The organism is Streptomyces sp. NPDC006261, assembly GCF_040613515.1.
Taxonomy (GTDB): Bacteria; Actinomycetota; Actinomycetes; order Streptomycetales; family Streptomycetaceae; genus Streptomyces.
On record NZ_JBEXSI010000001.1, the window covers coordinates 192,104 to 215,739 of the forward strand.

Here is a 23,636-nt window from a genome sequence, read left to right on the forward strand (position 1 = left end):
ATCGGACGCGGCGGGCGGGGGGGGCTCGTCCGTCGGACGCCCCGGCTTTCCTCGATCCTCTCCTGCCACGCCTCCGCCCGGACACACCTGCCCGGGCCCTGCGGCCTTACCGGATGCGCGGGGCCCCCGGGCCGTACGTGCCTCCCCGATGTCCCGTCAGTCGTTGACGGCCGTGAGGAGGACCACCGCGTCCTGGAGTGCCAGCAGCCCGTGCCGCTCCTGCGGGATCGGGTGGAGCGTGCCGGCTGGGAGATCGGCGTCGCCGGAGTCGGCGGTGAGGCGGACCGTGCCGCGCAGCACCAGGAGGGAGGCGGCGGGCGGGGCGTTGTGTTCGTCGAGCGCCGAGCCGGAGGTGAGGGCGATCACGGTCTGGCGCAGGGGCGGTTCCTGGATGAGCAGATGCGCGCTGCGACCGTGCGCGGAGGCGCGGGCGGCGGTCAGGTGCTCCTCGGCGAGTGCGTTGAGGTCGTCCATGCTGCCCACTCTGCCGCAGCGCCTGCCGTCCCGCGATCGTGCCGGACGCGGGGTGACCGGGCGGATGGCGGTGCCTGGAATGGAACCGCCGGATGACTGCAGGATTTCCCTCATGCCGCGCAATTGGACAACAGTTGTACGTACAAGTCGGCGATCCCGGGGGCGCTGCGCTTCAGCGGGGCGCTTGCGCGGTCGAGCCGCGCACCACGAGCTCCGGCTCGAACAGCAACTCCCCGGGCGGTGCCGCGCCGCCCGGGATACCTGCGCGGAGCAGCTCGGCGGCGGCCCGGCCCATGGCCTCGATGGGCTGGCGGATCGTAGTGAGCGGGGGTTCGGCGCAGCTCATGAAGTCCGAGTCGTCGAAGCCCACGACCGAGACATCCGACGGCACCCCGAGGCCGCGCCTGCGGGCCGCCCGGACCGCGCCCATGGCCAGCGGGTCACTGGCGCAGATGATTCCGGTGACTCCCCGCCCCAGCAGCCGGGAGGCAGCGGCCTGGCCGCCCTCCAGGGAGAACATTCGAACGCTCGATGTCCTCCTCCGCCAGCTGCCCCCGGCGGCCTCGGCGACCGAGCGGGCCGCCGCCGGCTTGCGGCGGGAGGGCACATGGCCGGACGGGCCGATCACCACGCCGATGCGCTCGTGGCCGAGGGAGGCCAGGTGACGCCAGGCGCGCTCGATGGCGACGGCGTCGTCGCAGGGGGAGATGTCTGCCCGCGCCCCGGGCGCCGATGGCTGCGCTGACCTGGGCGGAGGCACCGGCGGCCAAGGCGCCGACGCCGGCAACAGCCGGAGGGTGCGGGCCGGTGAGCGGATCGCGTACCGCGATCACCGCCCACCGGCCCCGCCTGGCGGTGTGTCAGAGGCCGCCGGTGTGGAGCAGCAGGTCGGGCGAGCCCTGGCCGAGGCCGGAGAGCACGTCCGGGGTGGCGGTGTCGGTCAGCCAGCGCGTGACGGCGGCGGGCGTGGCCGAGGGATTGTCCTGCTTGTAGAGGGCGGCGACTCCCGCGACGTGCGGGCTGGCCATGGAGGTGCCGTTCAGGGAGACGGTGCCACCGCCGAGCTTCGCGGAGACGATGTCGGCGCCGGGGGCGTAGAGCGAGAGACAGGAGCCCCAGTTGCTGAACGAGGTCTCCCGGTCCTGGCGGTCGCTCGCTCCCACCGTGACCACGCCGTCGGCCGCGGCCGGGGATACGGCACAGGCGTCGCTGTCGTCGTTGCCCGCCGCCACCACGGGCAGCACGCCCGCGTCCGCGACGGCTTCGACGGCCGCGTCGACCGAATTGGACCGGGCTCCGCCGAGCGAGGCGTTCAGGACGGCGGGGGTGGAGCCGGCCGCCGCGTCCTTGGCCACCCAGTCGAACCCGGCGATGATGCCGGCCCAGGTGCCCCGGCCCTGGCAGTTCAGGACCCGCACGCTGACCAGGGACGCGTCCTTCGCCACCCCGGAGGTGGAGCCCCCGACGGTGCCGGCGACATGGGTGCCGTGGCCGTTGCAGTCCTGGCCGTCACGGCCGTCGCCGACGGCGTCGTAGCCCTTGACGACCCGGTCGCCGAACTCGGCGTGCGTGGCGTCGATCCCGGTGTCGACGACGTACACCTTCACGCCGTCACCCGTGGCCGTGGTGGTGAAGGTGTCGTCCAGCGGCAGGGCTCGCTGGTCGATCCGGTCGGTGCCCCAGGTGGCCGCGGGGGCCCGGAAGAGGCCGCCTGCCCGGGGCGCCTCGACGGCCACTTCGGCGTTCTCCTCGACGGCAAGCACCCCGGGGACGGCCCGCACGGCCTCCAGTTCGGTGGCGGTGAGCGTGACGGCGAACCCGTGCAGGACATTTCCGTACGTGAACAATGCCTGGAGCCCGAGGTCCTCCAGCACGGTGTCCGGGGAGAGTTCGGGCTCCAGGGTGACGATGTACTGCCCGGGTACGGCCCGGGCGGACCGCTCCACCGGGACCCTTTCCGGTCCGGTGTCCGCGGTGGCCGGGGTGGTGGTGCCGACCAGGGGGGCGATCAGCAGCAGGGCGGCCGGGGCCCAACGGGCGCGCAGGCGCATACGTGTCTCCTCGGGTGGGGGTCGTTCGTTCGCGGCGCGGGTGCGCAGCCGCGAAGCGCGAATACCCGGTCCTTCGTCCCCGCCCGTACGGCGCCTTAACACGGGTTCAGCCGGACAGCGCAACGCCCGTCCTGAGCTCCAGGTCGGCCAGTTCCCGGTCGGGGTCGGCCCCGGGGTCGTGGTTCGCCCAGCTGCCGACCGCCACCTCGGCGGTGATGCCTGGTCCGAATCCGGCGATCAGGCCCTGAGCGGATTCGGCCGCGCCCCCGTCGTCGAAGAGACGGGCGAGCGCGTCGAAGACGACGGAGCTGGCGATGTTGCCGCGTTCGGTGAGGGTGGCCCGGCTGTAGCGGAACATCTCCATCGGCAGGTCGAGGAAGTGGCAGAGGTCGTCGAGGATGCGCGGGCCGCCGGCGTGGACGATGAAGAAGTCCATGTCGGGCACCGACCAGCCGTGCAGGTCGACGAGGTCCTTCAGGACCGGCGCGAGCATCTCCATGGTGCCGGGCACACGCTTGTCGAGGAGGAAGTGGAATCCGGTGTCGCGGACGGCGTAGGAGATCCAGTCCTCGGTGTCGGGCACGAGGTGGGAGCCGTTGCGTTCCAGCCTCATGCCGGTGCCGCCCTGCCCCCGGACGACGGCGGCGGAGATGGCGTCCCCGAACAGGCCGTTGGAGAGCAGCGATCCCACTCCGATGTCGGTGGGCTGGTAGCAGAGGGAGCAGAACTCGCAGGAGACGATGAGGACGTTGGAGTCGGGGTAGGCCCGGCAGAAGTCGTGCGCCCGGTTGATCGCCGCACCGCCGGCCGCGCAGCCGAGCTGGGCGATGGGCAGCTGTCTGGTCTCGGGGCCGAACCCCATGGTGTTGATGATCCAGGCGGTCAGCGAGGGCATCATGAAGCCCGTGCAGGAGACGTAGACGATCAGGTCGATGTCGGCGGGGTCGGTCTCGGCGTTGGCGAGGGCCTGCCGCACCACCTCGGGGACCCGGGTCTTGGCCTCGGCCTCGTACACCTGGTTGCGGAGCTCGAAGCCGGGGTGCTTGAGAGTCTCCTCGATCGGCTGCACCAGGTGGCGGGTCTGGACACCGGTGTTCCGGATGAGCCTCAGGACGAGGTCGCGCTGGGGGTGCCCGTGGTGGGTCTCCCGGGCCAGCTCCAGGGTCTGCTGCATCGTGATGACGTGTTCGGGCACAGCGATGGCCGGTCGGCACAGGGTCGCCATGGGTTCTCCTCGTATCTGGGAGCGGAGGCTCTCGTCACCACGTGACGGGCAGGGCGAGCGGGTAACGCCAGATGGACGTCGTGTTCCACCGGATGTCCTCGGGCTCCGCGTCGAGACGCAGGGCCGGGAAGCGGGCCAGGAGCGTGGAGAAGGCCACCTCCAGCTCCATGGTGGCCAGCGGTGCGCCCAAGCAGTGGTGGGCTCCCCAGCCGAACGTCATGTGCGGGATGGACGGCCGGTCCGGGTCCAGCTCGTCGGGACGGTCGAACTTGGCGGGATCCCGGTTGGCCGTCAGGTACGACACGTGGACCACGTCGCCGGCCTTGATGGCGACGCCGCCGAGCTCCACGTCCTCGGTGGCGACGCGGGGGATGCCCACGCCCTTGCGGAAGGGGATGTACCGCAGCAGCTCCTCGATGGTGCGGGGCAGCCGCTCCGGTTCGGCCTGGAGCGTCTTCAGCAGCTGGGGCCGGGTGAGCAGGGTGTGGGCGATGTTGCCGAGCTCGTAGGTCGTGGTGTCCTGGCCGGTGATGAGCAGGACCATCGCCATGACGGCCAGTTCCTTGTCGTCGAGCAGTTCGGCGCCGTCCCGGGCGGTGGCCAGGGTGCTGATGAGGTCCTCGCCCGGGGAGCGGCGGCGCTCGGCGGTCAGCTCGGTGAAGTAGCCGCGCAGTTCGGCCTTGGCCCGTACCGCGTCCTCCTTGCCCGCCGCCCCGACGTTCATCATCGTCAGAGCGTGGGAGCGCAGCCAGGGACGGTCGGCCTCGGGGATGTCGAGCGCCTCGCAGATGGTGATCAGCGGCAGCGGCGAGGAGATGCCGGCGACGAAGTCGGCGGGTGAGCCTTCGCCCTCCATCCCGTCCAGCAGCCGGTCCACGACCCGCTGGGTCCCCTCGCGCATCTGCTCGACGCGGCGCGGGGTGAAGCTCTTGGCCACCAGGCTGCGCAGCCGGCTGCTGGCGGGCGGGTCCATGAGGTTGATGGACTCGGCCTGGACGATCGGCTCCGGGGTCATCCGGGGAAAGTCCCGCCCGAGCACGGCACTCCGGCTGAAGCGCCGGTCGGTGGTGACCGTCCGGACGTCCTCGTAGCGGGTGACGAGCCACGCCTCGCCCTCTCCGTACGCCATACGGATGCGGGAGACGGGTTCCTTGGTGAGCAGTTCCTTGAGCTGCGGGTCGAACTCCAGTTGCTGTGCGAAGTCGAACGGGCAGCTCCGTACGGTTTCCTTGTCGTGGACCGAGGCGTCGTGCACCGAGGCGTCGTGCACCGAGGCGTTCTGCACCGAGGCGTTCTGCACCGAGGTTTCTCCCAATGACCGGTTCGGGGTTTCAGGGCGTCCCGGCTCAGGGCCCGGGAACAGACCTCCCCTGTGTCCCCCGTGGTGCCGCGAAACATGTCACTCACCCTCCGCAGTCAGCCGATCAGGGGGCGCACGCCCCGGCGCTCAGCCGCCCGGCCCAAGCCACCCGCCCTGCCCGGGGAAACCGTGCTGAGCTGGCGTTCCGCGCGGTAGGGCCGATGAGCCGGAGCGGACCACCAAGATCCCGCAAGGAGAACGGCTATGACGGAAAGTGACCACCGCCGGGATGCGCGTCCCGGTCGACGTGTCTTCGTGCGGGGAGCCGCGAGTGTCGTAGGGGCTGCGGGTCTGACCGGCACGCTGGCGGCGGGGGCCGCTTCCGGCGCGCCGGCTGCCGCTTCCGGCGACGTGCGGGTGCCGTTCCACGGGGCGCACCAGGCGGGCATCCTCACCCGGCAGCAGCGGTTCGGCGGATTCGCCGCCTTCGACGTGCTCGCGCGCGACCGGGCCGAGCTGGCGGCGCTCCTGAAGAAGCTGACCGTGCGGTGCCGCACCCTGACGGCCGGGGTCACACCGCTGGACCCGGACGTGGCCGCGGTGCGGGGACCGGAGGACCGGCTGACCATCACCGTCGGAGTGGGTGCCTCGCTGTTCGACGGGCGGTACGGGCTGGCGGGGGCGCTGCCGCCCGGGCTCGTCCCGATGCCGGAGTTCCCCGGGGACCGGCTCGACCCGGGAAGCTGTCACGGCGATCTCTCGGTGCAGGTCTGCGCCCAGCACCCGGACGCCGTCCTCCATGTCGTACGGGATCTGGCGCGGGAGACCGCGGGGCTGCTGCGGACGCGGTGGCGGGCCGACGGCTTCCTCAATCCGCCGCGTCCCGAGGGCGCGCCGCGGTCGTTCGTCGGCTTCAAGGACGGCACCGCGCACCCGGACACAGGGTCAGCCCGGGAGATGGACCGGCTGGTCTGGGTCGGGCCGGAGGGGCCGGGCTGGGCGCGCGGCGGAAGCTACCAGGTGCTGCGCACGATCCGATTGCGGGCAGAGGCGTGGGACCGGGTCCCCCTCGGCGAGCAGGAGCGGATCTTCGGCCGCCGCAAGTCGACGGGGGCGCCGCTCGACGGACGTGAGGAGAGCGACCTGCCGGACTACGGGCGGGACCCGGAGGGCCGGGTCACCCCGCTGGACTCGCACATCCGCCGGGCCAATCCGCGGACTCCCGGAAGCGAGGACTCGGTGCTGCTGCGCCGGAGCTACAACATCGACCGGGGCCTCGCTCCGGACGGCACACTCGACGTCGGGCTGGTCTTCTGCTGCTACCAGCGGGATATCGCCCGGCAGTTCGCGACCGTGCAGAAGCGGCTGGAGGGTGAGCGGTTCGCCGACTTCAGCACCGCGACGGGCGGCGGCTACTTCCTCGCGCTGCCGGGCGTGACCGGCTCCTCGGACTGGTACGGCTCCGCGCTGCTCGGCTCCTGAGGGCGCGGCCTCTCCCGCACGTGGTGGCGGCCGATCGGGAGCATCGGGGGCCGGCCGGAGACCGGGTCCTCGATGACGTGGCTCCCCAGGCCGAAGACCACGCGGACGGTCTCCTCGGTCAGCACCTCGGCCGGGGAGCCGGCGGTGTGGATCCTCGCGGACCGCGTCCGCGACGGGGCGCAGGAGGCCTGAGGCGGGCACCTGTAGGAGCAGCTCGCGGGGCGACGGCGCGAGGACGTCGAGCACCAGCGCCTCGGTCGCGGCGCGGGAGGAGGGGGCGAGGCCGGGTTCGCCGAGCCGTTCCAGCAGGAGGCGCAGCAAGGGGGGTGATCTCGACGGTGACCGGGGTGCCGGAGATCGACGACGTCGTGCGGAAGCCGAAGAAGCTTGCGCGGAACCAGGTCCCCGCCGTCGCCGATCCGGAGTGCGGGGTCCCGGCGGGCATCCACAGGCCGAGGGCGGGGTGATCGTCCAGATGCGTTCGCCGACCACCGCCGAGAGACGCCCCGCTCGTTCCGGAGCAGTTCGAGTTCGTGGAAGGGGTGGGAGTGCGCGTCCCAGAGGGTGCCGTGGGAGACGACCTCGTCGTAGCCCTTGGTGACGAAGGGGGTGTCGACCGCACCGGGCGCGTGCGCGGGCAGCGACCGTATCTCCCTGGTCGTGGACGGTACGGCCTCTCCGGTCGCGGCGGGCATCACTCTCATCCGGCCAGCCCAGAAGGTGGGCGCTCAGGCGGGTTCCCCGCTCCCCCGGTACGACGCGGTCGTCCACGGCCCGTGCCGGGGCGTGCGGGGCGCTGGGCCCCGCTGTCTGCCTCAACTCGACGTTTACGCGGGGGCGGTTACGTCCTTCAGGTGAAAGGGATACGGCTTTCGCCGTGCCCGCCGCCCTTCGGGCGGACAGTGGGTGGGCCGACCGGGCTCCGGTCGGCGGGACCGTACGGCGAAAGGTGACGGATTCATGACCACTGAGGCCACCCGGCGGGTCGCGCTCGTCTTCTCCCTGTTCGATGCCAACGCCAATGGGGTCCTGGAGGCCGACGACTTCGAGCTCATGGCCGACCGCGTCGTGCGCGAAGCGCACGCATCGGACCAGGCGGCGAAGGACGCGATGCGGGGAGCGTTCCGGCGGTACTGGACGACCCTGCTCACCGAGCTCGACGCCAACGGGGACGGCGAGATCAGCTTCGAGGAGTTCACCGCCTGTGTGCTGTCGCCGGAGCGGTTCGACGCGACCGTCGCCGTGTTCGCCGAGGCGCTCGCCGCACTCGGCGACCCGGATGGCGACGGCCTGATCGAGCGCCCCCTGTTCATGGCGCTGATGACGGCGATCGGGTTCGAACCCGCGAACATCGACGCGCTCTTCGACGCGTTCGAGCCGACGGACGGAGACCGGATCCGGGTGGAGACGTGGGTCGCCGGGATCAAGGACTACTACGCGCCCGGCAAGGCCGGCATCCCCGGCGACCACCTCGTCGTCGGCACCCCCGTCTGACCGGAGGCTCCTGACCGGTGAGCGGGGTCATGCGCAGGTCGCAACACGCTGCTCGTGGACGCCCCGCCCATGGGGAAGGGCGTCCGCCCTCCCCGCCCTGCTCAGCCGGTCAGCAGGTCCGGGTTGCCCGCCAGTGCGGCCAGGCGGCCCTGCGGGTCCGGGACGAGGCGGCGTTCGGTCAGGTCGAGGACGCCGGCCACCCCGGTGATCTCGGCGGCGACCGTGCCGTCCTCCTTGATGACCTGCTGGGCCAGGGTGAACGTCTTCCCCGTGCCGTAGTCGAAGCGGCAGGTGACCCGTACCCGCTCCCCGCCCCGCAGCTCGCTGCGGTACTTCACGGTGACCTCCAGCTGCACCGGGCCGATGCCGTCCGCCAGCAGCTTCTCCTGGGGAAGCCCGGCGGCCCGCAGCAGCTCCCAGCGGGCGTGTTCGGCGTACTGGAGGTAGACGGCCTGGTTCAGATGGCCCTGGGTGTCGAGCTCGTAGCCGCGCACGGTCACGTCAACGGAGAAGGTCATGCCCGTGCGAACGCCTCCGCCCGGCGGTCCATTCCGACGAACCGGTTCTGCCCGATCCCTTCACGGGCCTGTCATGCACCGGTTTGCAGCAATGTTCCGGCAGGGCTTTCCGCCGGATCGTGTTCACTCGCCCGAAACTCGAGGCGCGTCCGGGTTCTCCGGCGGGACCGCCATCGGCAGCCGCCGGGGCCACCCGCCCGCGGCCCCTCCCCTCGAGACACGCCTGAGAAGGCTCAACCAGGTGCGGCGCGCGGTGCCCGCGCTGCAGACGGGCCAGTCGGCCTGTCTGCTGGTCCGGGAAGTAGATCAAGGGGCTGCCGGGAGCCGCAAACTATCTCTCTTCCGGGCGCAGGTGCGGAAAGCGCCATTCGGTGCGGCTGCGCAGGGTTTCGCCGGGGCGCAGCACCGTGCTGGGGTGGGCGGGGCGGTTGGGTGAGTCGGGCAGGTGCTGGGTCTCCACGCAGAGCGATCCGTGGCGCTCGTGGCGGCGGCCTGTGCCGTCGGTGAACGCGCCGTCGAGCTGGTTGGCGGTGTAGACCTGGATCCCCGGCTCGGTGGTCCAGAGCTCCAGGGTGCGCCGGTCGCCGGGGGCGGTGAGGCGGGCTGCCCTGCGGAGAGTTCCGGGGGCCGGGTCGCGCAGCACCCAGCAGTGGTCGAAGCCGCCGGCCGGGGTGACTTGGGGGTGCGGTCGGGTCAGGCGCTCGCCCACCGGCTGCGGGGCGGTGAGGTCGAAGGGTGTGCCGGCCACGGGGGACGGAGAGCCTTCGGGGATGGAGTCGGCGTCGACGGGGAGGTAGTGGTCGGCGTCGACCTGGAGGGTGTGGCCGAGATTGGTGCGGTGCCCGGCCGCCTCCCAGACCCTGGTGTGGAAGCCGTCCGGGCCGCCGTGCAGGGCGTGGCCCCGGTCGTTGGCGGGGATGCGGTGTGTGGTGCCGTCAAGGGTGAAGCGGCCGTGGGCGATGCGGTTGGCGTACCGCCCGACGACGGCCCCGAAGTAGCGGTTCTTGTCGGTGTGGTCGTCGAGGGCGGGCAGCGAGCGGACGACCGGGCCCGGGGCGCCGGCGGTGTCCGGCACGGTGAGGCTGTGCAGGATGCCGCCGTAGTTGAGGATCTCGGCCCGTACCCCGGTGCCCGATGCGAGGGTCCAGAGGTCGATCTCGCTCTGCCCGTGGGCGTGGCCGAACGGTTTGCGGTGCACGGTGGGCATGCGGAGTTCCTTGGGGATGGGTAAGGGAAGGAGGGGCCTCGGGCCTCAGCAGGGTCCGGAAGCCTGACGGGGCGCGGTGGATTCGCGGACGACGAGGCGGTAGCCGGGGCGCGGCCGCCGGGGTGCGGCGACCGAGGTGCCGGCGAGGCGCTCGACGAGGCTGTCGACGGCGAGCCGGGCGATGGCCGCCTTGTCGGGCGCGATGGTGGTGAGGGTGGTGGTCCCGTACCGGCTCTCCTCGATGTCGTCGAAGCCGACGACGGCGATGTCGCCCGGGATGGTGAGGCCGCGCTCGGTGATGGTGCGCATGGCGCCGATCGCGATCATGTCGTTGTACGCGAACACGGCGTCGGGCCGCTCGCCCCGGTCGAGGAGCGAGGCCATGGCGGCCGCGCCGTCCTCCCTCCCGTAGCCGTCGGTGACGACGACGAGGGACTCGTCGGGGGTGATGCCGGAGGCGGCCAGCTCCTCGCGCCAACCGCGCAGCCGGAGGTGGGCGGGCTGGCGTTCCTGGCCGGTACGGGAGCCGAGGAAGGCGATCCGCCGGAGGCCGAGGGCGATGAGATGGGCGACGGCCTGGCGGGCGGCGGCCACGTTGTCGATGGCGATGTGGTCGTACGGGGCCTCGTACTCGCGCTCCCCGAGCAGCACCAGCGGTGCCGTCTCCGTACGGGCCATCAGGTCCTCGGTCTCCAGGTGGATGGGGCTGAGGATGAGCCCGTCGATGACATGGGACCGGAACCCCTGGCTGACCAGCAGCTCCTTCTCGCGCAGGCCGCCGGTGTGGTCGACCAGGACGGTGTAGTCGTGCCGGGCGGCCGCGTCGACGACCTCACCGGCGAGCTCCGCGAAGTACGGGTTGCCGAACTCGGGCACGGCCAGCGCGATGATGCCGGTGCGGCCCTTGCGCAGGTGGCGGGCGGTGAGGTTCGGCCGGTAGCCGAGTTCGTCGATGGCCTGCTGCACCTTGGCGCGCATCTTGGGGGTGACGTGCTGGTAGTTGTTGACCACGTTCGAAACGGTCTTGATGGACACGCCCGCCCGTTGAGCCACGTCCTTGAGGCTGACGCCCACGGCACTCCTTGTACTCGGTTCGACTCGCCCCTGTCCGGCCCGTCCGGCCCGTCCGGCCCGTCCGGTTCAGGTGGTTCTCCGGCTTGGCGCGAGGTAACGCTGCGCCACCACGACAACGATAAGGAAGCCGCCGCTGACCACCGACTGGTACGAGGAGTTGAGCGAGCCGATCTGGTTGATGAGATTCTGGATCACGGCGAGCAGCAGGATGCCCCAGAGGGTGCCGCTGATCGATCCGGCGCCGCCGATGAGGAGGGTGCCGCCGATGACGACCGCGGAGATCGCGTCCAGCTCCATGCCGACACCGACGATGGTGACCCCGGAGGAGAGACGGGCGGCGTTGAGCGCTCCGGCGAGTCCGGCGAGCAGTCCGCTGAGGGTGTGGACGAGGATCTTCGTACGGGCGACGGGCAGGCCCATGAGGGTGGCCGCGTCGCTGCTGCCGCCGACGGCGAAGGCGGAGTCCTTGGGGACCACGCAGGTGGTGGCGCCCTCGTCGGTGAAGGCGAGCAGGATGCCGCGCGCCGCGAGGAGGGAGGCGAGCGTGACGATGAACGGCGCCATGTTCGCGCGGGCGATGAGGAGGCCGTTGACCAGCCCGATCGCGCCGCGGACCACGAGGGGTACGAGCAGAGCGGCGAGGAAGCCCCATTGCGAGGCCCAGGCCGCCAGGACGCCCCCGAGGGCGAAGACGGAGCCCAACCGCTCGTGCGGGGCAATCCGCCGATCCGGTCCCGGCGCGGACCGCGACGACGACGACGTAACTGCACGCGGACAAGGGCTACGACTGCGATCACCTGCGGGAGCGGACCGATTCGCCTCCCGCTACGGCTGCCGGCCGCCGTGCAGGGCCGTGACCTCATCGGCCGTCAGGCCTTGTCGTACACCCCCACCTGGTCGACGGACCCGTTCCAGAAGTCGCCCTTCGCCCCGGCGTACTGGGCCCGGCCGACGGAGAGCGGGCCGGTGCTGACATTGGCGGGGCCGGCCTCGGTGGTGGCGGCGAGCTTCCCGTCGACGTACAGCTTCGCCTCGTCGCCCTGCCGCACCCCGACCAGGTGGTACCACTTCCCGGCCTCCGGCGTGATCTCCAGGCGGGCTCGCTTCCCGCCCGGGGTGGAGAAGGCGAACGCGCCCTGCCCGTACTGGAGATAGAAGGGGTTCTCGGTACGCCGGCCGTCCTGGCTGACGACGGTGGCGTAGTTGCCGGGCAGGGCGTCCATCGAGGCCCACGCCGAGTCGGTGTAGTCCTTGGTGGTGTCCACGACGGGTGCGGTGCTCTGCGCGTACTGGCCGTCCCCGGTGCACTTCAGCGCCGAGCCCGCGACGCCCGGCGTCCAGGACGCGCCGCCCTCCAGGGCGAGGTGGGCCTGGTTGGGGCCGCTGTCGCGAGCCGTGCTGCCCTTGTTCTCGTCGAGCGACCAGGAGCCGCCGCCCTTCAGCTCGTCGCGCTGACCGGTGTTCGCCCCGGCGGCGATGACCTGGTGGTTGATCTCCCGGACCTTCTTCGGGTCGGCCTTGATCTCGCGGCGATCGTACGTCCAGAGCCCGTTGAGCTCGTTCTCCAGGTCGCTGACCTGGGTGTGGACGGAGCCGGACAACTCGGCGCCGGCGGCGGCGAGGTAGTACGTACGGGTGTTGTCGACGTACTTGGCGGTGAGGGCGGCCTTGTCAGCGACCCCGCTGTAGATGCCCCTGGAGCGCATCGGTGATGTCGGCGCTGAACCCGGTTTAGCCGCAGGTGTGTTCGGCGACCTTGGTGCCGTTGACCCAGACGGTGGACCTGTAGTCGACGGCGTCGAAGTTGAGCTTGAGCCGCCTGTCCTTGCCGGACTCACCGGACTTGCCCTTGCCCTTGCCGACCGACCAGTTCTTCGGCACGGTCACGAGCTTGCGGTAGAACATGTGGTCCTCGTCGCGCTCCAGCCCGGAGAGCTGGGACTCGACCGGGAACGGCACGATGATCCGCTCCCCGAGCTTCCTGCCGAAGACCGGCTTCTCGCCCTCGGTGGCTCCGGCGTACTCCCAGGGCCCGTTGAGGTTCTTCCACTGCTCGCGGACCTGCTGCGGGCGCGGGTACTCGGGCAGCGGGTCGTCGACGTCCAGCTTGTCGCCCCAGGTGGTGGTGAGGCGGTGCGTGGAGAGGTTCTTCGCCGTGGGGCGGCGGGGAACCACGGCTCACCCTTCCGCCGCAGCGCGAGCGCGCGGCGCATCTCCCCGTCGACCTCCACGCCCACCGCCCGCACGCCGGGGCCGATCAGGGCGAGCCTGCCGACCCGCTGCGGGTGCCGGGCTACGTACCGCATCGCGAGGTTCGCGCCGCCGGAATGGGCCGGCAGATCGACCCGGGCGAGCCCGAGGTGCTCCCGCAGGGCTTCGACGTCCGCCACCTGACGGTCGCAGCGGTAGGAGGCGGCGTCTTCAGGCAGCGCCGACCGACCGGTGCCGCGCGGGTCGAGGAGGACGAGCCGATGATGTGCGGAGAGGCCGCCGAGATCACCCAGGTAGCGGGAGTCGGCGGGCCCGCCCGGGAGGCAGATCACCGGGTCGCCGTCGTCGGTGAAGCGATAGGAGAGCCGGGTTCCATCAGGTGCGGTGAAAGTCGTCATGGCAGCCATGATGATCCTCATAACCAGGTTGTACAACCTGGTTATGAGGATCGGGACGTGCGGTATAACCGAGCTATGACAGACAAGGGCGACGACCCATTCCCTTCCCGTTTCCTCAGCGAGGACCAGGCCGTACGCATGTTCGCCACCATGAACGAGGTCATCCGGGCGGGCGAGGAGATGCGGCAGCTGCGCAGCGAGATGGTCGCGCTGTTCGCCGGATCGGGCTGGACCCAGGAGCGGATCGCCCGGCTCACGGGCATGAGCCAGCCCGCCGTCTCCAAGCAGGTGACGAAGCACGCGCCGGGGAGCCCGCCACCCCCGGCGGAGTTCGCGCTCGACCAGTACGACACGCCCTGGCTCGAAGGGCGCCTGTGGGGCCTGGCCGAGGGAATCTCCGAGTCCCTGCGCCACGAGGCCCGCTGCACACGTTTCGTCGAGGCCCTCGGTCGGGGAAGGAAACGCTTCACACCGCCGAACGTCGACGCGCTGCGACGCCTCGTCGAGGAGGACCTGAGGCGGCACCGGGCGGACCTCCCCGGCGCCTACCGATCGGCGTACGACACCATCAGCCGCGGCCTCGACGTTCCCGACCGGGCGACCACAGCCACCGGTTCCGCCTCGGTGCGCCGCACCCTGGCCCACCGCATCCAGCGGGACCGGCTCGGGGGCGGGACCTGAGGGGTGACGGGGCGGTTCACCCATCCCCCGCGGCCACTTTCCATGAAATGCCGTTCCGGGGGTATCCGGACTGCAGCCAGAAAGCTCACGCGACGGGGTGACCGCCATGAACGACCGCATGCTGATGACACTCTCGCCGGACGGGGAGACCCGCACGGACTACGTCTGCAGGCCGGAGAAGGCCGCCGAAGCGCGGGACGCGGTCAGCAGCTTTGTCGCACGGCTGCACCCGGCGCCGGCCGCGCACGTGGTGCAGAACCTGCTGCTCCTCGTGACGGAGCTGGTCACCAACGCCCTCCGGCACGCGGGAACGGTTACGGCGCTCAGGCTGACCGCGGACCGCACGGGCGTCCATGTGCGGGTCACCGATCCCAGTCCGGCGCACCCGCAGAACCGCACGCCCGACCTGACGGGCCGCACCGGCGGCTTCGGCTGGCCGATGGTCCAGCGGCTGTCCCAGGAGATCACGGTGCGCGATTCGGCGGACGGCGGGAAGGTCATCCTCGCCACCGTGGTCCGCTGACAGCGAGGGCCCCGGACGGCGAGAGCCCGTCCGCCCCGGCCGCAACGGGCGCCGATCGTGACGTCTCGATAGAATTCGGACATGGCAGAGCGGCCCGCAGCGCCGACGGCGCCCGAGCTCGTCCTGGAGACGGATATCGGCTCCACGGTGATGAGTCCGAGCCGGGACTACCATGTCGGGCGCGACCCCGAGAGCGACATCGTCATAGACGACGACCGGGTCTCCTGGCACCACGCGGTTCTCCACCCCGAGGCCGGTCACTGGACGCTCCACGACGAGGACAGCACCAACGGCACGTACACCGGCGGTCACCGGATCCATGAGTCGGGCGTCGGCGCCGGCAGCATCATCCACTTCGGCAACCCGAGCGACGGCCCCCGCGCCGTCCTGCGGGGCCGGGAAGTCCCCGCTCGCCCCGCCGCCGCGGACCGGCCGTCCGCCGTCTCGATGCCCGCCGCCACCGGCACCTTCCGGCAGCCGACCACCGTACGGCCGCTGCCCGCGAAGACCGTGCGCATCGGCCGTGACAGCGGCAACGACCTCGTCATCGACGACCTCGTGGTCTCCCGGCACCACGCCGAGCTGCGGGCGCTTCCCGACGGTCGGCACGAGATCGTCGACCTCGGCAGCCACAACGGCACCTTCCTCAACGGGCAGCCCGCCGCCCGGGCCGTCATCGGCGCCGGCGACATCGTCGGTATCGGCCACTCCGCGTTCAGCCTGGTCGGCGATGTGCTCCAGGAGTTCGTGGACACCGGTGAGGTGTCCCTGGACGTCCAGGACCTGGAGGTCACCGTCGGCAAGGCGGGCAAGGGCGGCAAGACGCTGCTGGACGGCGTCTCCTTCCCCGTCGGCGAGAAGTGCCTGCTCGGCGTCGTCGGGCCCAGCGGCGCCGGGAAGTCGACGCTGCTCAACGCCCTCACCGGGCTGCGGCCGGCCGACACCGGCACCGTCCTCTACGACGGCCGTGACCTCTACCGCGACTTCGCCGAGCTGCGCCAGCGCATCGGCCTCGTCCCGCAGGACGACATCCTCCACTCCCAGCTGACCGTACGCAAAGCCCTCGGGTACGCCGCGGAACTCCGCTTTCCGCAGGACACGGCGAAGGAGGAACGGGAGGCCCGCGTCCTGGAGGTCATCCATGAACTCGGCCTGGAGCAGCGGGCGAACCAGCCGATCCACAGCCTCTCCGGCGGACAGCGCAAGCGGGTGAGCGTGGCCCTGGAGCTGCTGACGAAGCCCTCGCTGCTCTTCCTGGACGAACCGACCTCGGGACTCGACCCGGGGATGGACCGCTCCGTCATGCACATGCTGCGCGGCCTCGCCGACGACGGCCGTACGATCGTCGTCGTCACGCACAGCGTGCTGAGTCTGGAGGTCTGCGACCGGCTCCTCGTCCTCGCGCCGGGCGGGCGCATCGCCTACTACGGCCCGCCGGCGGACGCTCTTGCCTTCTTCGGCTTCGAGGAGTGGCCGGAGGCGTTCGAAGCCTTCGAGAACGACCGGGAGCGGGACTGGGCGGCCACCTACGCGGACTCGCCCTTCCACCAGCAGTACATCGTGAACGCCTCGGCGCAGCCCCAGCTTCCCCCGGCCTCGCCCGGGGCGTCCGTCGCCCCGCCGCCGAAGACCCGTAACTGGGGTGCGCAGCTGGGCACCCTGGTCCGCCGCTACGCCTCCGCGCTCGCCGCCGACCGTACGTTCCTGATCATCATGATCGCGCTGCCCTTCGTCATGGGGGCGATGGCCCGCGCCCTGGCGGGCAGCAGGCTCACCCAGGAGACGGCGATGAACGCGCTGCTCATCCTGTGTGTGGGCGGCGTGCTGACCGGCGCCGCCAACGCCGTGCGGGAACTGGTCAAGGAGCGGGTGATCTACCAGCGCGAGAGAGCGGTCGGCCTCTCCAGATCCGCGTACCTGATGTCGAAGATCGTGGTGCTGGGGACCATCACGGTCCTCCAGGCCATCGTGCTGACCCTGGTGGGCCTGGTGGGCGTCGACCTCAACGCGCCGGGCGGCGAAGGAGTGTTCCTGCCACCGCTCGCGGAGATCACCCTGGAGGTCGCCCTGTTGTCGTTCACGGCGATGATGCTCGGCCTCCTGGTCTCCGCGCTGGTGCGCAAGGAGGAGGTCACGATGCCGCTGCTCGTCCTCCTCGCCATCGTCCAAGTGGTCTTCTGCGGGGCCCTGCTCAAGCTGAACGGGGTGCCGGGGCTCGAGCAGCTGTCCTGGCTGATCCCCTCCCGGTGGGCGCTGGGGGCGATGGCCGGCACGATCGATCTGTCCCGCATCGTGCCGGGCGAGCTGACGTCCGACCCGCTCTTCGGCCACTCCGCGGGCGTCTGGCTGCTCAACATGGGCATGCTGGTCGTCCTCTCCGCCCTCTTCGGTTACGTCGTCGCGAAGCTGCTGCGGCGCCATGAGCCCGCGGTCATGCGGAAGTAAGGCGGTTCCATGGCGACCCCGGAGTTCCGCCCCACCCATGTCGTCCCCCCGGACGGGCTGCCCGCCTGGGAGGCGCCCGATACCGCCCGGCCCACCGACCCCCTGGACGCCCTGCTGCCGGTGCAGCTGGCGGAGCGGCGCGGGGACTGGGCGCACGTCCTCTGCTCCAACGGCTGGGCGGCCTGGGTCGACGGGCGGCTCCTCGTCTCCGTACCGCGCACTCCCCCGGCTCCCGGTCAGCCGCTCGCCCGCACGGCGGACCCGCGGCCCCTGCTCGCCCGGGCGGAGGAGGCCCTCAACCAGTACCGGCGCGCCGCCCAGGACCTGGCCGAGGGCCGCGGCGACGGAGAGAGCTTTCAGCAGCGGACGCGGGGAATGCGGGTGGGCCTGGTCGTGGACGGGGAGTCGGTGTGGCTGTACGACGCCGAGCACGAGCGGTGGGTCTTCTGCGACGGGACACAGCTCAGTACGTACGCGGCGGAGGCGGGGCCGGGATCGGGGGCGGCGTTCACGGGGGCGGGCGCGGGACCGGAGCCGACGCGGGCGGCTGGTGCGGAGGGGCCGCCGGAAGCGACCCGCGTGGTCACCGCGGACGGGCCACCGGAGGCAACGCGCGCAGTCGCCGCGGACGGGCCGGAGCCGACTCAGGTGGTGACGCCCGACGGGCCCCGGCCCACCCAGGTGATGACGCCCGACGGACCCGGGCCCACCCACGTGATGGCGCCCGAACCGACTCGCCCGGTCACACCCGACGATGCGTCGGACGACAGGGGGTGACAGGCCGTGGCACCTCCCCCGCCTCCCCCCTCGCACGAAGCCGGGCTTCCGGCCGGCCGGGACGACGAGCTGATCGGCCAGCGGATCGCGGGGTATCTGGTGGAGGCCGAGATCGGCCGCGGGGGCATGGCAGTGGTCTACCGGGCCAAGGATCTGCGGCTGGACCGGATCGTCGCGCTCAAGCTGCTCGCCCCGGAACTGGCCCGCAACGACACCTTCCGTCAGCGGTTCACCCATGAGTCGCGGGTGGCGGCCGCGATCGACCACCCCCACATCGTGCCGGTCTTCGAGGCCGGCGAGACGGAAGGTCTGCTCTACATCGCGATGCGCTACGTGGCCGGCGCCGACCTGCGCGTGCTGATCGACCGGCGCGGGCCGCTCGACCTCACCGCCGCCGTCCGGATCGGCGGGCAGGTCGCGTCCGCGCTGGACGCGGCGCACGACCACGATCTGGTGCACCGCGACGTGAAGCCGGGCAACATCCTGGTGGCGGCGGGGACCGACAGCGACCATCCGGAGCATGTGTATCTGACGGACTTCGGGCTGACGAAGAAGTCACTGTCGCTGACGGGGTTCACCACTGTCGGCCAGTTCGTCGGGACGCTCGACTACGTGGCGCCGGAGCAGATCTCGGGGAAGCCCGTGGACGGCCGGTGCGATGTGTACAGCCTGGCGTGCGTGGTGCAGGAGACCCTCACCGGAGCCCCGCCCTTCCAGCGGGACGACGACATGGCCCTGTTGTGGGCCCACCAGTACGATCCGCCGCCTCCGCCGACCGGGCAGCGGCCGGATCTGCCGGGCGCGGTGGACGGCGTACTGGCGAAAGCGCTGGCCAAGTCGCCGGACGACCGCTACGACACCTGTCTGCGGTTCGTGGCGGCGCTGCGGGCGGCGTCGTCGGGGGTCCCGGCCGGACGCCGCGCGCCGACCCGGGTGGACGCGCGGGCCGGTTCCTGGTCCGCGACGCCGGAGCCGCCGCCCCGGCCCCCGCGCTGGGCCCGCCCGGTGTTCTCCGAGCCTTAGGGGGTGTCCGGCGGAATCTCGCCGCGCCGGTGCATCCGGGAGGCGGCGAGCGCGCCCAGGAATCCGGCGACCAGGCCCCACAGGAAGGCGACGCCGAGCGCGGTCCACAGCCGGGGTCGCAACGAGAGCTCGCCGCCGAGACCGCCGCCGAGGTCCCCGATGCCCAGGAGGGACAGGCCGTACCGGGCGGAGACCGCCGCGGTCAGGCCGATGAGGAGCACGGTCAGGGTGAGCGCGACCGCCAGGTGCAGGGCGTGCTGCCAGGGCCGCATGCGGGCGGGCGACCGGACCGCCATGAGGAACGCGGCGGCGAGCACGAGCAGGGCGGTGACGACGAGCAGCCACCAGACGCGCCCGTCCTGGGCGGCCAGGGTGCGCAGGTTGACCGTGGAGAGGTCCGGCGTACGGAGTACGGAGTCGAGCACCTGGGGCATCGGCAGTCCGAAGGGGCCCTGCACCTTGCCCTCCCAGGAGGCGCCGAGGCCCAACGTGAGCGCGAGCCAGACCAGGTTGGGCAGTCCGAGGAGGATCACCGCCACGGTCTGGGCGGGATGTCCGCGCACGACCATCACGACGAGTCCGGCGACGACGCCCAGGGCGACGGAGGCGAGGAGCAGCGCCACCATGGCGGACGCGGCCGGGCGCACGGTCTCCTGGAAGCGCACCAGCCGGGCCGGGAGGGGGGCCCGGCGCGAGACGAGGAGCGCCAGCACGAGGACGCCGGCCAGCCACACCAGGCCGATGACCACCGTCAACGGGATGTCGGCCCGGAAGCCGACCCGCGCCGAGTCGCCCATTACGTCGCCGAAGGCGTCACCGGTTCCGTCCCCGCTTCCGTCCCCGGTGAGGCTTTCGGCCGGGAGAGTGAACGTGTGCCGGGCCAGAAGCGAGAGGACGACCAGTACCGCGGCCCAGACGACGGCGACGCGGCCCGCCCGGCCCGCCAGCTCCCGGCCTCCGGCGACGGCCCGGTGGCGCAGGGGGCGGAGAAACCCGTAGGCGATGGGGAGCGCACCCGCCAGGGTCACCGAGAGCGGGAGCACCGAGAGGCCCGCCTGCGCCCCCACCAGGGAACCGGCGTCGCCCGCCAGCCCGACGGAACCGCCCGCCGCCATCACGACGACGGCCGCGACCACACGGGGGAAGGCGCCGCCGGGCAGCCCGGCCGCACCGGCGGCCCACAGGCCGAGGGCGGCCGTCACCAGCATGGCCAGGGTTCCGGCCAGGATCGCCACGAGGGCGTCGCGCCAGCCGTGCGGTGCGCGCGTCGCGCTGTTCGTGTCGTTGCTCGCCCGGACGTTCACGCTGCCACGCTAAGCAGCGGCCCGGCACTTCGCTCCCCGGGGAAAACGGTCGCTCCCTCCGCTTGCGGGGAGCACGCGGGCGGCACACACAATGAGTGCGATAAAGCCCGGATTGCCCAGAGATCCCCCAGCGATGGGAGCGGCGGTCCGGGACGGGTCCCAAACTCGGGGAGCAGAGCCCGTGAGTGAACAAACGCCGTCCTCCGGCCGCCCCACGGGACCGCCTTCCGGTCCCCTCTCGGGCCCCTCCCGGTCCGGGCCGACGCCCCCGCCCCCCACAACCGTGTCCGGCGCGCCGCCCGGTCCACCGAGCGGTGGTGACCACGGCGGCTCGCAGGGCCCGGGCGGTTCGGGCGGCTCCGGTGGTTCAGGAAGCGGTGCGGGAGGCGGCTCCGGCTCCGGTGCCGCCCCCGGCTCCGGTCCCGGGCGCCCCTGGTGGCGGTCCGTGCCCCGGATCGCCGCGATCGCGACGGCCCTGGTCGTGGCCGTGGTGCTGGTCGTCTTCCTGACCCGCCCCGACGACGGCGGCGGTTCGAAGGCGGGCGGCGAGGTGTTCCTCCAGGCGGCGGGCTCCTCCGGCCCGGACCCGTTCACGGAGTCCACGGCGCGCGAGAACGACACCGAGCCGGCGACCGCCTCCCCGTCCGCGGTCCCGAGTTCCTCGGCTACGGGGTCGCAGGTGACGCGTGGGGTGGACGGTGCGGCGCCCGGTCTCTACGGGGGCACCCGTAAGGTCGCGAGCTGCGATGTGGAGAAGCAGATCAGCACGTTGCGGGCGGCTCCGGACAAGAACCGGGCGTTCGCCTCGGTCCAGGACATCGAGCCGTCGGCCGTACCGGACTATCTGCGCGCTCTCACCCCCGTACAGCTGCGTATGGACACCCGCGTGACCAACCACGGCTTCCGGGACGGGAAGGCGACGTCCTATCAGGCGGTGCTCCAGGCCGGTACGGCGGTGCTCGTCGACGACCGCGGGGTGCCCCGGGTGCGCTGCGCCTGCGGGAATCCGCTGGTGCCGCCCGTCGCCCAGGAGGCGCCCAAGCAGACGGGGAAGGCCTGGCCGGGGTACCGGGCGTCGGACGTGGTCGTGGTGGAGCCGGCGTCGAAGCCGGTGGACGAGTTCGTGATGGTCGATCCGGAGAGCGGTGACTGGTTCACCCGTCCGGCGGGAGACACCGGCGGCAAGGACAAGAAGACCGATCCGCCCAAGGACAAGAAGAAGGGGGAGTCGCCCTGCCCGCCGGGATCCGGCGACGACGGCTCCTGCCGTCCGAGCCCGGGCGAATCGCGGCCCGAAGGCGAATCCCCGCCGCCCGGCGAATCCCCGCCCCCTGCCGACGACGGGGTGACACCGCCGCCGGACAGTCCGCCCGCCAGCGACCCTCCGCCCCCCGACAACCCGCCCGGCGACTCGCCCGACTCCCAGCCCGCCCCGCCTCAGGAGCAGCAGCCGGAAGAGCAACCGCAGCAGCAGCAACCTCAGGAGCAACAGCCCAACTCTTAGCGCACGCGCGAACAACTGGCGCACGCGAACGCGAACGCCTAACGCACCGCGTCCGGCCGGGGCCTGGCCGTCTTCTCGGGCTTCGGGATCTCCACCGGGGCACCAGCCCCCTTGGCCCGTCCCAGTCCGGCCGACGCTGCGGCGGCGTGCAGGGAGCGCAGCGCCAGCAGCAGGAAGCCGATGTCGTCGAGGTAGACGGGGTCGGGCAGCAGGTCGACCGGGGAGACGGTGTAGACGACGGCCGCCCAGACGAGCGCCTTGTCGCGCAACGGGATCCCGGCGTCGACCAGGAGCTTCCTGGCCTTGAAGACGCGCGCCAGCAGTACGGCGGCCAGGGCCAGCATGACCAGTGCGGCGACGGCGGCGACAACGAGCCAAACGGTGGTGTCCATGGCTCATCGTCTACCCACTCGGCCGTCGATGACGGGATTACGGGGAAGTCAGCCGGCGGTGTTCCTGGTACGCCGGCGGCTGCGCCGCTTCAGGGCGCGCCGTTCGTCCTCGGCGAGGCCTCCCCAGACGCCGGAGTCCTGGCCGTTCTCCAGGGCCCACTCCAGGCACTGGGCCTGGACCGGGCAGGTCCTGCAGACCGCCTTGGCCTCCGCGGCCTGGACGACGGCGGGCCCGGACGTCCCGATGGGGAAGAACAGGTCCGGGTCCTCGTCGCGGCAGGCCGCGTGCGTGCGCCAGTTGTCCATGCTGCTCACTCCCGGTGTCGGATGCGTGCCGTAGGCGCCTGCCGTACGGCCGTAACGTCCGGGTGACCGACGATCGGCACCTCAAACACCTGGCCGCCGGGGAACCGGGGCGGCTTTCGGGGCGGGGCGGTGCAGGGCGAGGAGCGCCTGGTCGTCCTGGACCCGGCCGCCGGTGTGGCGCCCGACGTCCTCGATCAGCAGCTGGAGGATCTGCGCGGGGGCCGGCGGGCCGCCGACGAGCGAGCGGTGGCGCAGGAGGCGGGGCAGCCGTACGGCCGCGTCGTAGAAGACGCCGGCCTCGTCGCGGGCCTCGGTGACACCGTCCGTGTAGCACAGGAGCGTGGAGCCCGGCGGGAAGGGGAACGTGTCGACCGGGAACGACCAGGTGCCCAGAGCCGCCATGCCGAGCGGGGGCGCCTCCTGGGACGGTTCCAGGACGGTGGCTGTGCCCTCGGCGTCCAGCAGCACCGGGGGCGGATGGCCGCGGTTGACGATCCGTACGGCGTCCAGGCCGGCGGTGAACTCGGCGATCAGCGCCGTGGTGAACCCCTCGTCCTGCTCCTGGCCGCCCCGCCGCCCGCCCTCGCGCAGCAGAGCCCCCTCCAGCGCGGTCACCAGGCGGGGCAGGTCCTCCGCCTCATCAGCTGCGTACCGGAAGGCACCCAGGTCCGCGCAGACCGCGCTGACGGCGCCCAGCCCCTTGCCCCGGACGTCCCCGACCATGACACGCACCCCGTGCGGGGTCTCCTGCACGACGTAGAGGTCGCCGCCGATCATGGCCTCGTCCTCGGCGGGGATGTAACGGGCGGCGATCTTGAGGTCACCCAGCCGTGACGGGGGCCGGGGCAGTACGGCGGCCTGCGCCACAGCGGCGACCTGGCGGGCGCGCCGCATCCGGGCGCTCTGGCCCTCCAGGGTGCGGTGGATGAGGACGGCGAGCACGGTTACGGCCAGAAGGGTGAGCTGGTTGGCGACGCCCCGGTGCCAGCCGAAGGTGCCGTCGACCCAGGCGAGGACCGCGTGGACGGCCATCGAGAGGGCACCGACCGCGATGATGCCGGGCAGCCGCAGCAGGGGTGCGGCTGCGACGGGCGCGGCCATCAGCAGGGGCGCGGAGGTCACGTCCGTCGGTGTCGCCAGGTCGATCAGGACAGCCAGCACGATCACCCCGACCGGGATCCACCGGGCCCTGCGCAGCTGCACCACTCCCCCACGCTGGACGGCCCGGGCGCGCACCGCATCCCGAC

At 72.2% G+C, this 23,636-nt stretch carries 19 protein-coding genes and 6 pseudogenes; 8 read left to right on the forward strand and 17 right to left on the reverse strand.

Annotation, left to right across the window (positions count from 1 at the left end):
- Nucleotides 1–156: 156 nt before the first annotated feature.
- The 5 genes and pseudogenes from ABZ154_RS00865 to ABZ154_RS00885 form a co-directional block, all read right to left on the reverse strand.
- Nucleotides 157–474, reverse strand: a complete 318-nt coding sequence (locus ABZ154_RS00865; RefSeq protein WP_356827726.1) for a cupin — start codon at nt 472–474, stop codon at nt 157–159.
- A gap of 172 nt (nt 475–646) precedes the next feature.
- Nucleotides 647–1,174: pseudogene (locus tag ABZ154_RS00870) on the reverse strand (substrate-binding domain-containing protein); the annotation flags it as partial.
- Nucleotides 1,175–1,334: 160 nt separating this feature from the next.
- Nucleotides 1,335–2,525, reverse strand: coding sequence for a S8 family peptidase (locus tag ABZ154_RS00875; protein WP_356827728.1), 1,191 nt, complete (start codon nt 2,523–2,525; stop codon nt 1,335–1,337).
- Between the two features lie 106 nt (nt 2,526–2,631).
- Nucleotides 2,632–3,765: a type III polyketide synthase gene (locus ABZ154_RS00880; RefSeq protein WP_356827885.1), complete on the reverse strand. Its 1,134-nt coding sequence runs from the start codon at nt 3,763–3,765 to the stop codon at nt 2,632–2,634.
- Nucleotides 3,766–3,784: 19 nt separating this feature from the next.
- On the reverse strand, nt 3,785–5,005 hold the full coding sequence (locus ABZ154_RS00885) for a cytochrome P450 (protein ID WP_356827887.1): 1,221 nt from the start codon (nt 5,003–5,005) through the stop codon (nt 3,785–3,787).
- 309 nt (nt 5,006–5,314) lie between these two features.
- Here ABZ154_RS00885 and ABZ154_RS00890 point away from each other — a divergent pair, with 309 nt between their 5' ends.
- Nucleotides 5,315–6,532, forward strand: a complete 1,218-nt coding sequence (locus tag ABZ154_RS00890; RefSeq protein ID WP_356827730.1) for a Dyp-type peroxidase — start codon at nt 5,315–5,317, stop codon at nt 6,530–6,532.
- On the opposite strand, the pseudogene ABZ154_RS00895 reads toward ABZ154_RS00890, so the two are convergent.
- Nucleotides 6,463–6,684, reverse strand: a pseudogene (locus ABZ154_RS00895) (ABC transporter ATP-binding protein); the annotation flags it as partial. The gene ABZ154_RS00890 and the pseudogene ABZ154_RS00895 overlap by 70 nt on opposite strands.
- Nucleotides 6,680–7,236: pseudogene (locus ABZ154_RS00900) on the reverse strand (AraC family transcriptional regulator); the annotation flags it as partial. The pseudogenes ABZ154_RS00895 and ABZ154_RS00900, both read right to left, overlap by 5 nt.
- A gap of 256 nt (nt 7,237–7,492) precedes the next feature.
- On the opposite strand from ABZ154_RS00900, the gene ABZ154_RS00905 reads away from it, so the two are divergent.
- Entirely contained in the window at nt 7,493–8,026 is a 534-nt protein-coding gene (locus tag ABZ154_RS00905; protein ID WP_356827732.1) for an EF-hand domain-containing protein, read from the forward strand.
- Between the two features lie 101 nt (nt 8,027–8,127).
- Here ABZ154_RS00905 and ABZ154_RS00910 read toward each other — a convergent pair whose 3' ends face one another.
- The 6 genes and pseudogenes from ABZ154_RS00910 to ABZ154_RS00935 all read right to left on the reverse strand — a co-directional run.
- A complete protein-coding gene (locus tag ABZ154_RS00910) occupies nt 8,128–8,544 on the reverse strand; it encodes an acyl-CoA thioesterase (protein ID WP_356827734.1) in 417 nt (138 codons plus the stop codon).
- Nucleotides 8,545–8,875: 331 nt separating this feature from the next.
- Entirely contained in the window at nt 8,876–9,751 is an 876-nt protein-coding gene (locus tag ABZ154_RS00915; protein ID WP_356827736.1) for an aldose epimerase family protein, read from the reverse strand.
- Between the two features lie 45 nt (nt 9,752–9,796).
- The gene (locus ABZ154_RS00920) at nt 9,797–10,825 is read right to left on the reverse strand and encodes a LacI family DNA-binding transcriptional regulator (RefSeq protein WP_356827738.1); all 1,029 of its coding nucleotides are present in this window, start codon (nt 10,823–10,825) and stop codon (nt 9,797–9,799) included.
- A gap of 66 nt (nt 10,826–10,891) precedes the next feature.
- Nucleotides 10,892–11,527, reverse strand: a pseudogene (locus ABZ154_RS00925) (ABC transporter permease); the annotation flags it as partial.
- A 123-nt stretch (nt 11,528–11,650) separates the two neighbouring features.
- Nucleotides 11,651–12,982 (reverse strand): annotated as a pseudogene (locus ABZ154_RS00930) (LamG-like jellyroll fold domain-containing protein); the annotation flags it as partial.
- A gap of 5 nt (nt 12,983–12,987) precedes the next feature.
- Nucleotides 12,988–13,434 (reverse strand): annotated as a pseudogene (locus ABZ154_RS00935) (alpha/beta hydrolase); the annotation flags it as partial.
- A gap of 75 nt (nt 13,435–13,509) precedes the next feature.
- Here ABZ154_RS00935 and ABZ154_RS00940 point away from each other — a divergent pair.
- The 5 genes from ABZ154_RS00940 to ABZ154_RS00960 all read left to right on the forward strand — a co-directional run bounded on the left by ABZ154_RS00940 (nt 13,510) and on the right by ABZ154_RS00960 (nt 18,883).
- Nucleotides 13,510–14,115, forward strand: coding sequence for a sigma-70 family RNA polymerase sigma factor (locus ABZ154_RS00940; protein ID WP_356827740.1), 606 nt, complete (start codon nt 13,510–13,512; stop codon nt 14,113–14,115).
- Between the two features lie 106 nt (nt 14,116–14,221).
- Nucleotides 14,222–14,638 carry an ATP-binding protein gene (locus ABZ154_RS00945; RefSeq protein ID WP_356827742.1) on the forward strand — a complete coding sequence of 139 codons (417 nt, stop codon included), beginning with the start codon at nt 14,222–14,224 and terminating at the stop codon, nt 14,636–14,638.
- 81 nt (nt 14,639–14,719) lie between these two features.
- A complete protein-coding gene (locus ABZ154_RS00950) occupies nt 14,720–17,083 on the forward strand; it encodes an ATP-binding cassette domain-containing protein (RefSeq protein ID WP_356827744.1) in 2,364 nt (787 codons plus the stop codon).
- Nucleotides 17,084–17,092: 9 nt separating this feature from the next.
- Entirely contained in the window at nt 17,093–17,860 is a 768-nt protein-coding gene (locus tag ABZ154_RS00955; protein ID WP_356827746.1) for a hypothetical protein, read from the forward strand.
- 6 nt (nt 17,861–17,866) lie between these two features.
- On the forward strand, nt 17,867–18,883 hold the full coding sequence (locus ABZ154_RS00960) for a serine/threonine-protein kinase (protein ID WP_356827748.1): 1,017 nt from the start codon (nt 17,867–17,869) through the stop codon (nt 18,881–18,883).
- On the opposite strand, the gene ABZ154_RS00965 is transcribed toward ABZ154_RS00960, so the two are convergent.
- Nucleotides 18,880–20,187: a streptophobe family protein gene (locus ABZ154_RS00965; RefSeq protein WP_356827750.1), complete on the reverse strand. Its 1,308-nt coding sequence runs from the start codon at nt 20,185–20,187 to the stop codon at nt 18,880–18,882. The two genes, ABZ154_RS00960 and ABZ154_RS00965, sit on opposite strands and share 4 nt — an antisense overlap.
- Nucleotides 20,188–20,368: 181 nt before the next feature.
- On the opposite strand from ABZ154_RS00965, the gene ABZ154_RS00970 reads away from it, so the two are divergent.
- Nucleotides 20,369–21,691, forward strand: a complete 1,323-nt coding sequence (locus tag ABZ154_RS00970; RefSeq protein ID WP_356827752.1) for a DUF6777 domain-containing protein — start codon at nt 20,369–20,371, stop codon at nt 21,689–21,691.
- 38 nt (nt 21,692–21,729) lie between these two features.
- Here ABZ154_RS00970 and ABZ154_RS00975 read toward each other — a convergent pair whose 3' ends face one another.
- The 3 genes from ABZ154_RS00975 to ABZ154_RS00985 all read right to left on the reverse strand — a co-directional run bounded on the left by ABZ154_RS00975 (nt 21,730) and on the right by ABZ154_RS00985 (nt 23,595).
- Entirely contained in the window at nt 21,730–22,083 is a 354-nt protein-coding gene (locus ABZ154_RS00975) for a YkvA family protein (RefSeq protein WP_356827754.1), read from the reverse strand.
- Between the two features lie 48 nt (nt 22,084–22,131).
- Nucleotides 22,132–22,389: a WhiB family transcriptional regulator gene (locus ABZ154_RS00980; RefSeq protein ID WP_356827756.1), complete on the reverse strand. Its 258-nt coding sequence runs from the start codon at nt 22,387–22,389 to the stop codon at nt 22,132–22,134.
- 81 nt (nt 22,390–22,470) lie between these two features.
- On the reverse strand, nt 22,471–23,595 hold the full coding sequence (locus tag ABZ154_RS00985) for a PP2C family protein-serine/threonine phosphatase (RefSeq protein ID WP_356827758.1): 1,125 nt from the start codon (nt 23,593–23,595) through the stop codon (nt 22,471–22,473).
- Between the last annotated feature and the right edge of the window lie 41 nt (nt 23,596–23,636).

Bases quoted from the DNA above. Each gene is read 5' to 3' on its own strand.
- ABZ154_RS00865 (WP_356827726.1), bottom strand. From the start codon at position 474: ATGGACGACCTCAACGCACTCGCCGAGGAGCACCTGACCGCCGCCCGC.
- ABZ154_RS00875 (WP_356827728.1), bottom strand. From the start codon at position 2,525: ATGCGCCTGCGCGCCCGTTGGGCCCCGGCCGCCCTGCTGCTGATCGCC.
- ABZ154_RS00890 (WP_356827730.1), top strand. From the start codon at position 5,315: ATGACGGAAAGTGACCACCGCCGGGATGCGCGTCCCGGTCGACGTGTC.
- ABZ154_RS00905 (WP_356827732.1), top strand. From the start codon at position 7,493: ATGACCACTGAGGCCACCCGGCGGGTCGCGCTCGTCTTCTCCCTGTTC.
- ABZ154_RS00910 (WP_356827734.1), bottom strand. From the start codon at position 8,544: ATGACCTTCTCCGTTGACGTGACCGTGCGCGGCTACGAGCTCGACACC.
- ABZ154_RS00915 (WP_356827736.1), bottom strand. From the start codon at position 9,751: ATGCCCACCGTGCACCGCAAACCGTTCGGCCACGCCCACGGGCAGAGC.
- ABZ154_RS00940 (WP_356827740.1), top strand. From the start codon at position 13,510: ATGACAGACAAGGGCGACGACCCATTCCCTTCCCGTTTCCTCAGCGAG.
- ABZ154_RS00945 (WP_356827742.1), top strand. From the start codon at position 14,222: ATGAACGACCGCATGCTGATGACACTCTCGCCGGACGGGGAGACCCGC.
- ABZ154_RS00950 (WP_356827744.1), top strand. From the start codon at position 14,720: ATGGCAGAGCGGCCCGCAGCGCCGACGGCGCCCGAGCTCGTCCTGGAG.
- ABZ154_RS00955 (WP_356827746.1), top strand. From the start codon at position 17,093: ATGGCGACCCCGGAGTTCCGCCCCACCCATGTCGTCCCCCCGGACGGG.
- ABZ154_RS00975 (WP_356827754.1), bottom strand. From the start codon at position 22,083: ATGGACACCACCGTTTGGCTCGTTGTCGCCGCCGTCGCCGCACTGGTC.
- ABZ154_RS00980 (WP_356827756.1), bottom strand. From the start codon at position 22,389: ATGGACAACTGGCGCACGCACGCGGCCTGCCGCGACGAGGACCCGGAC.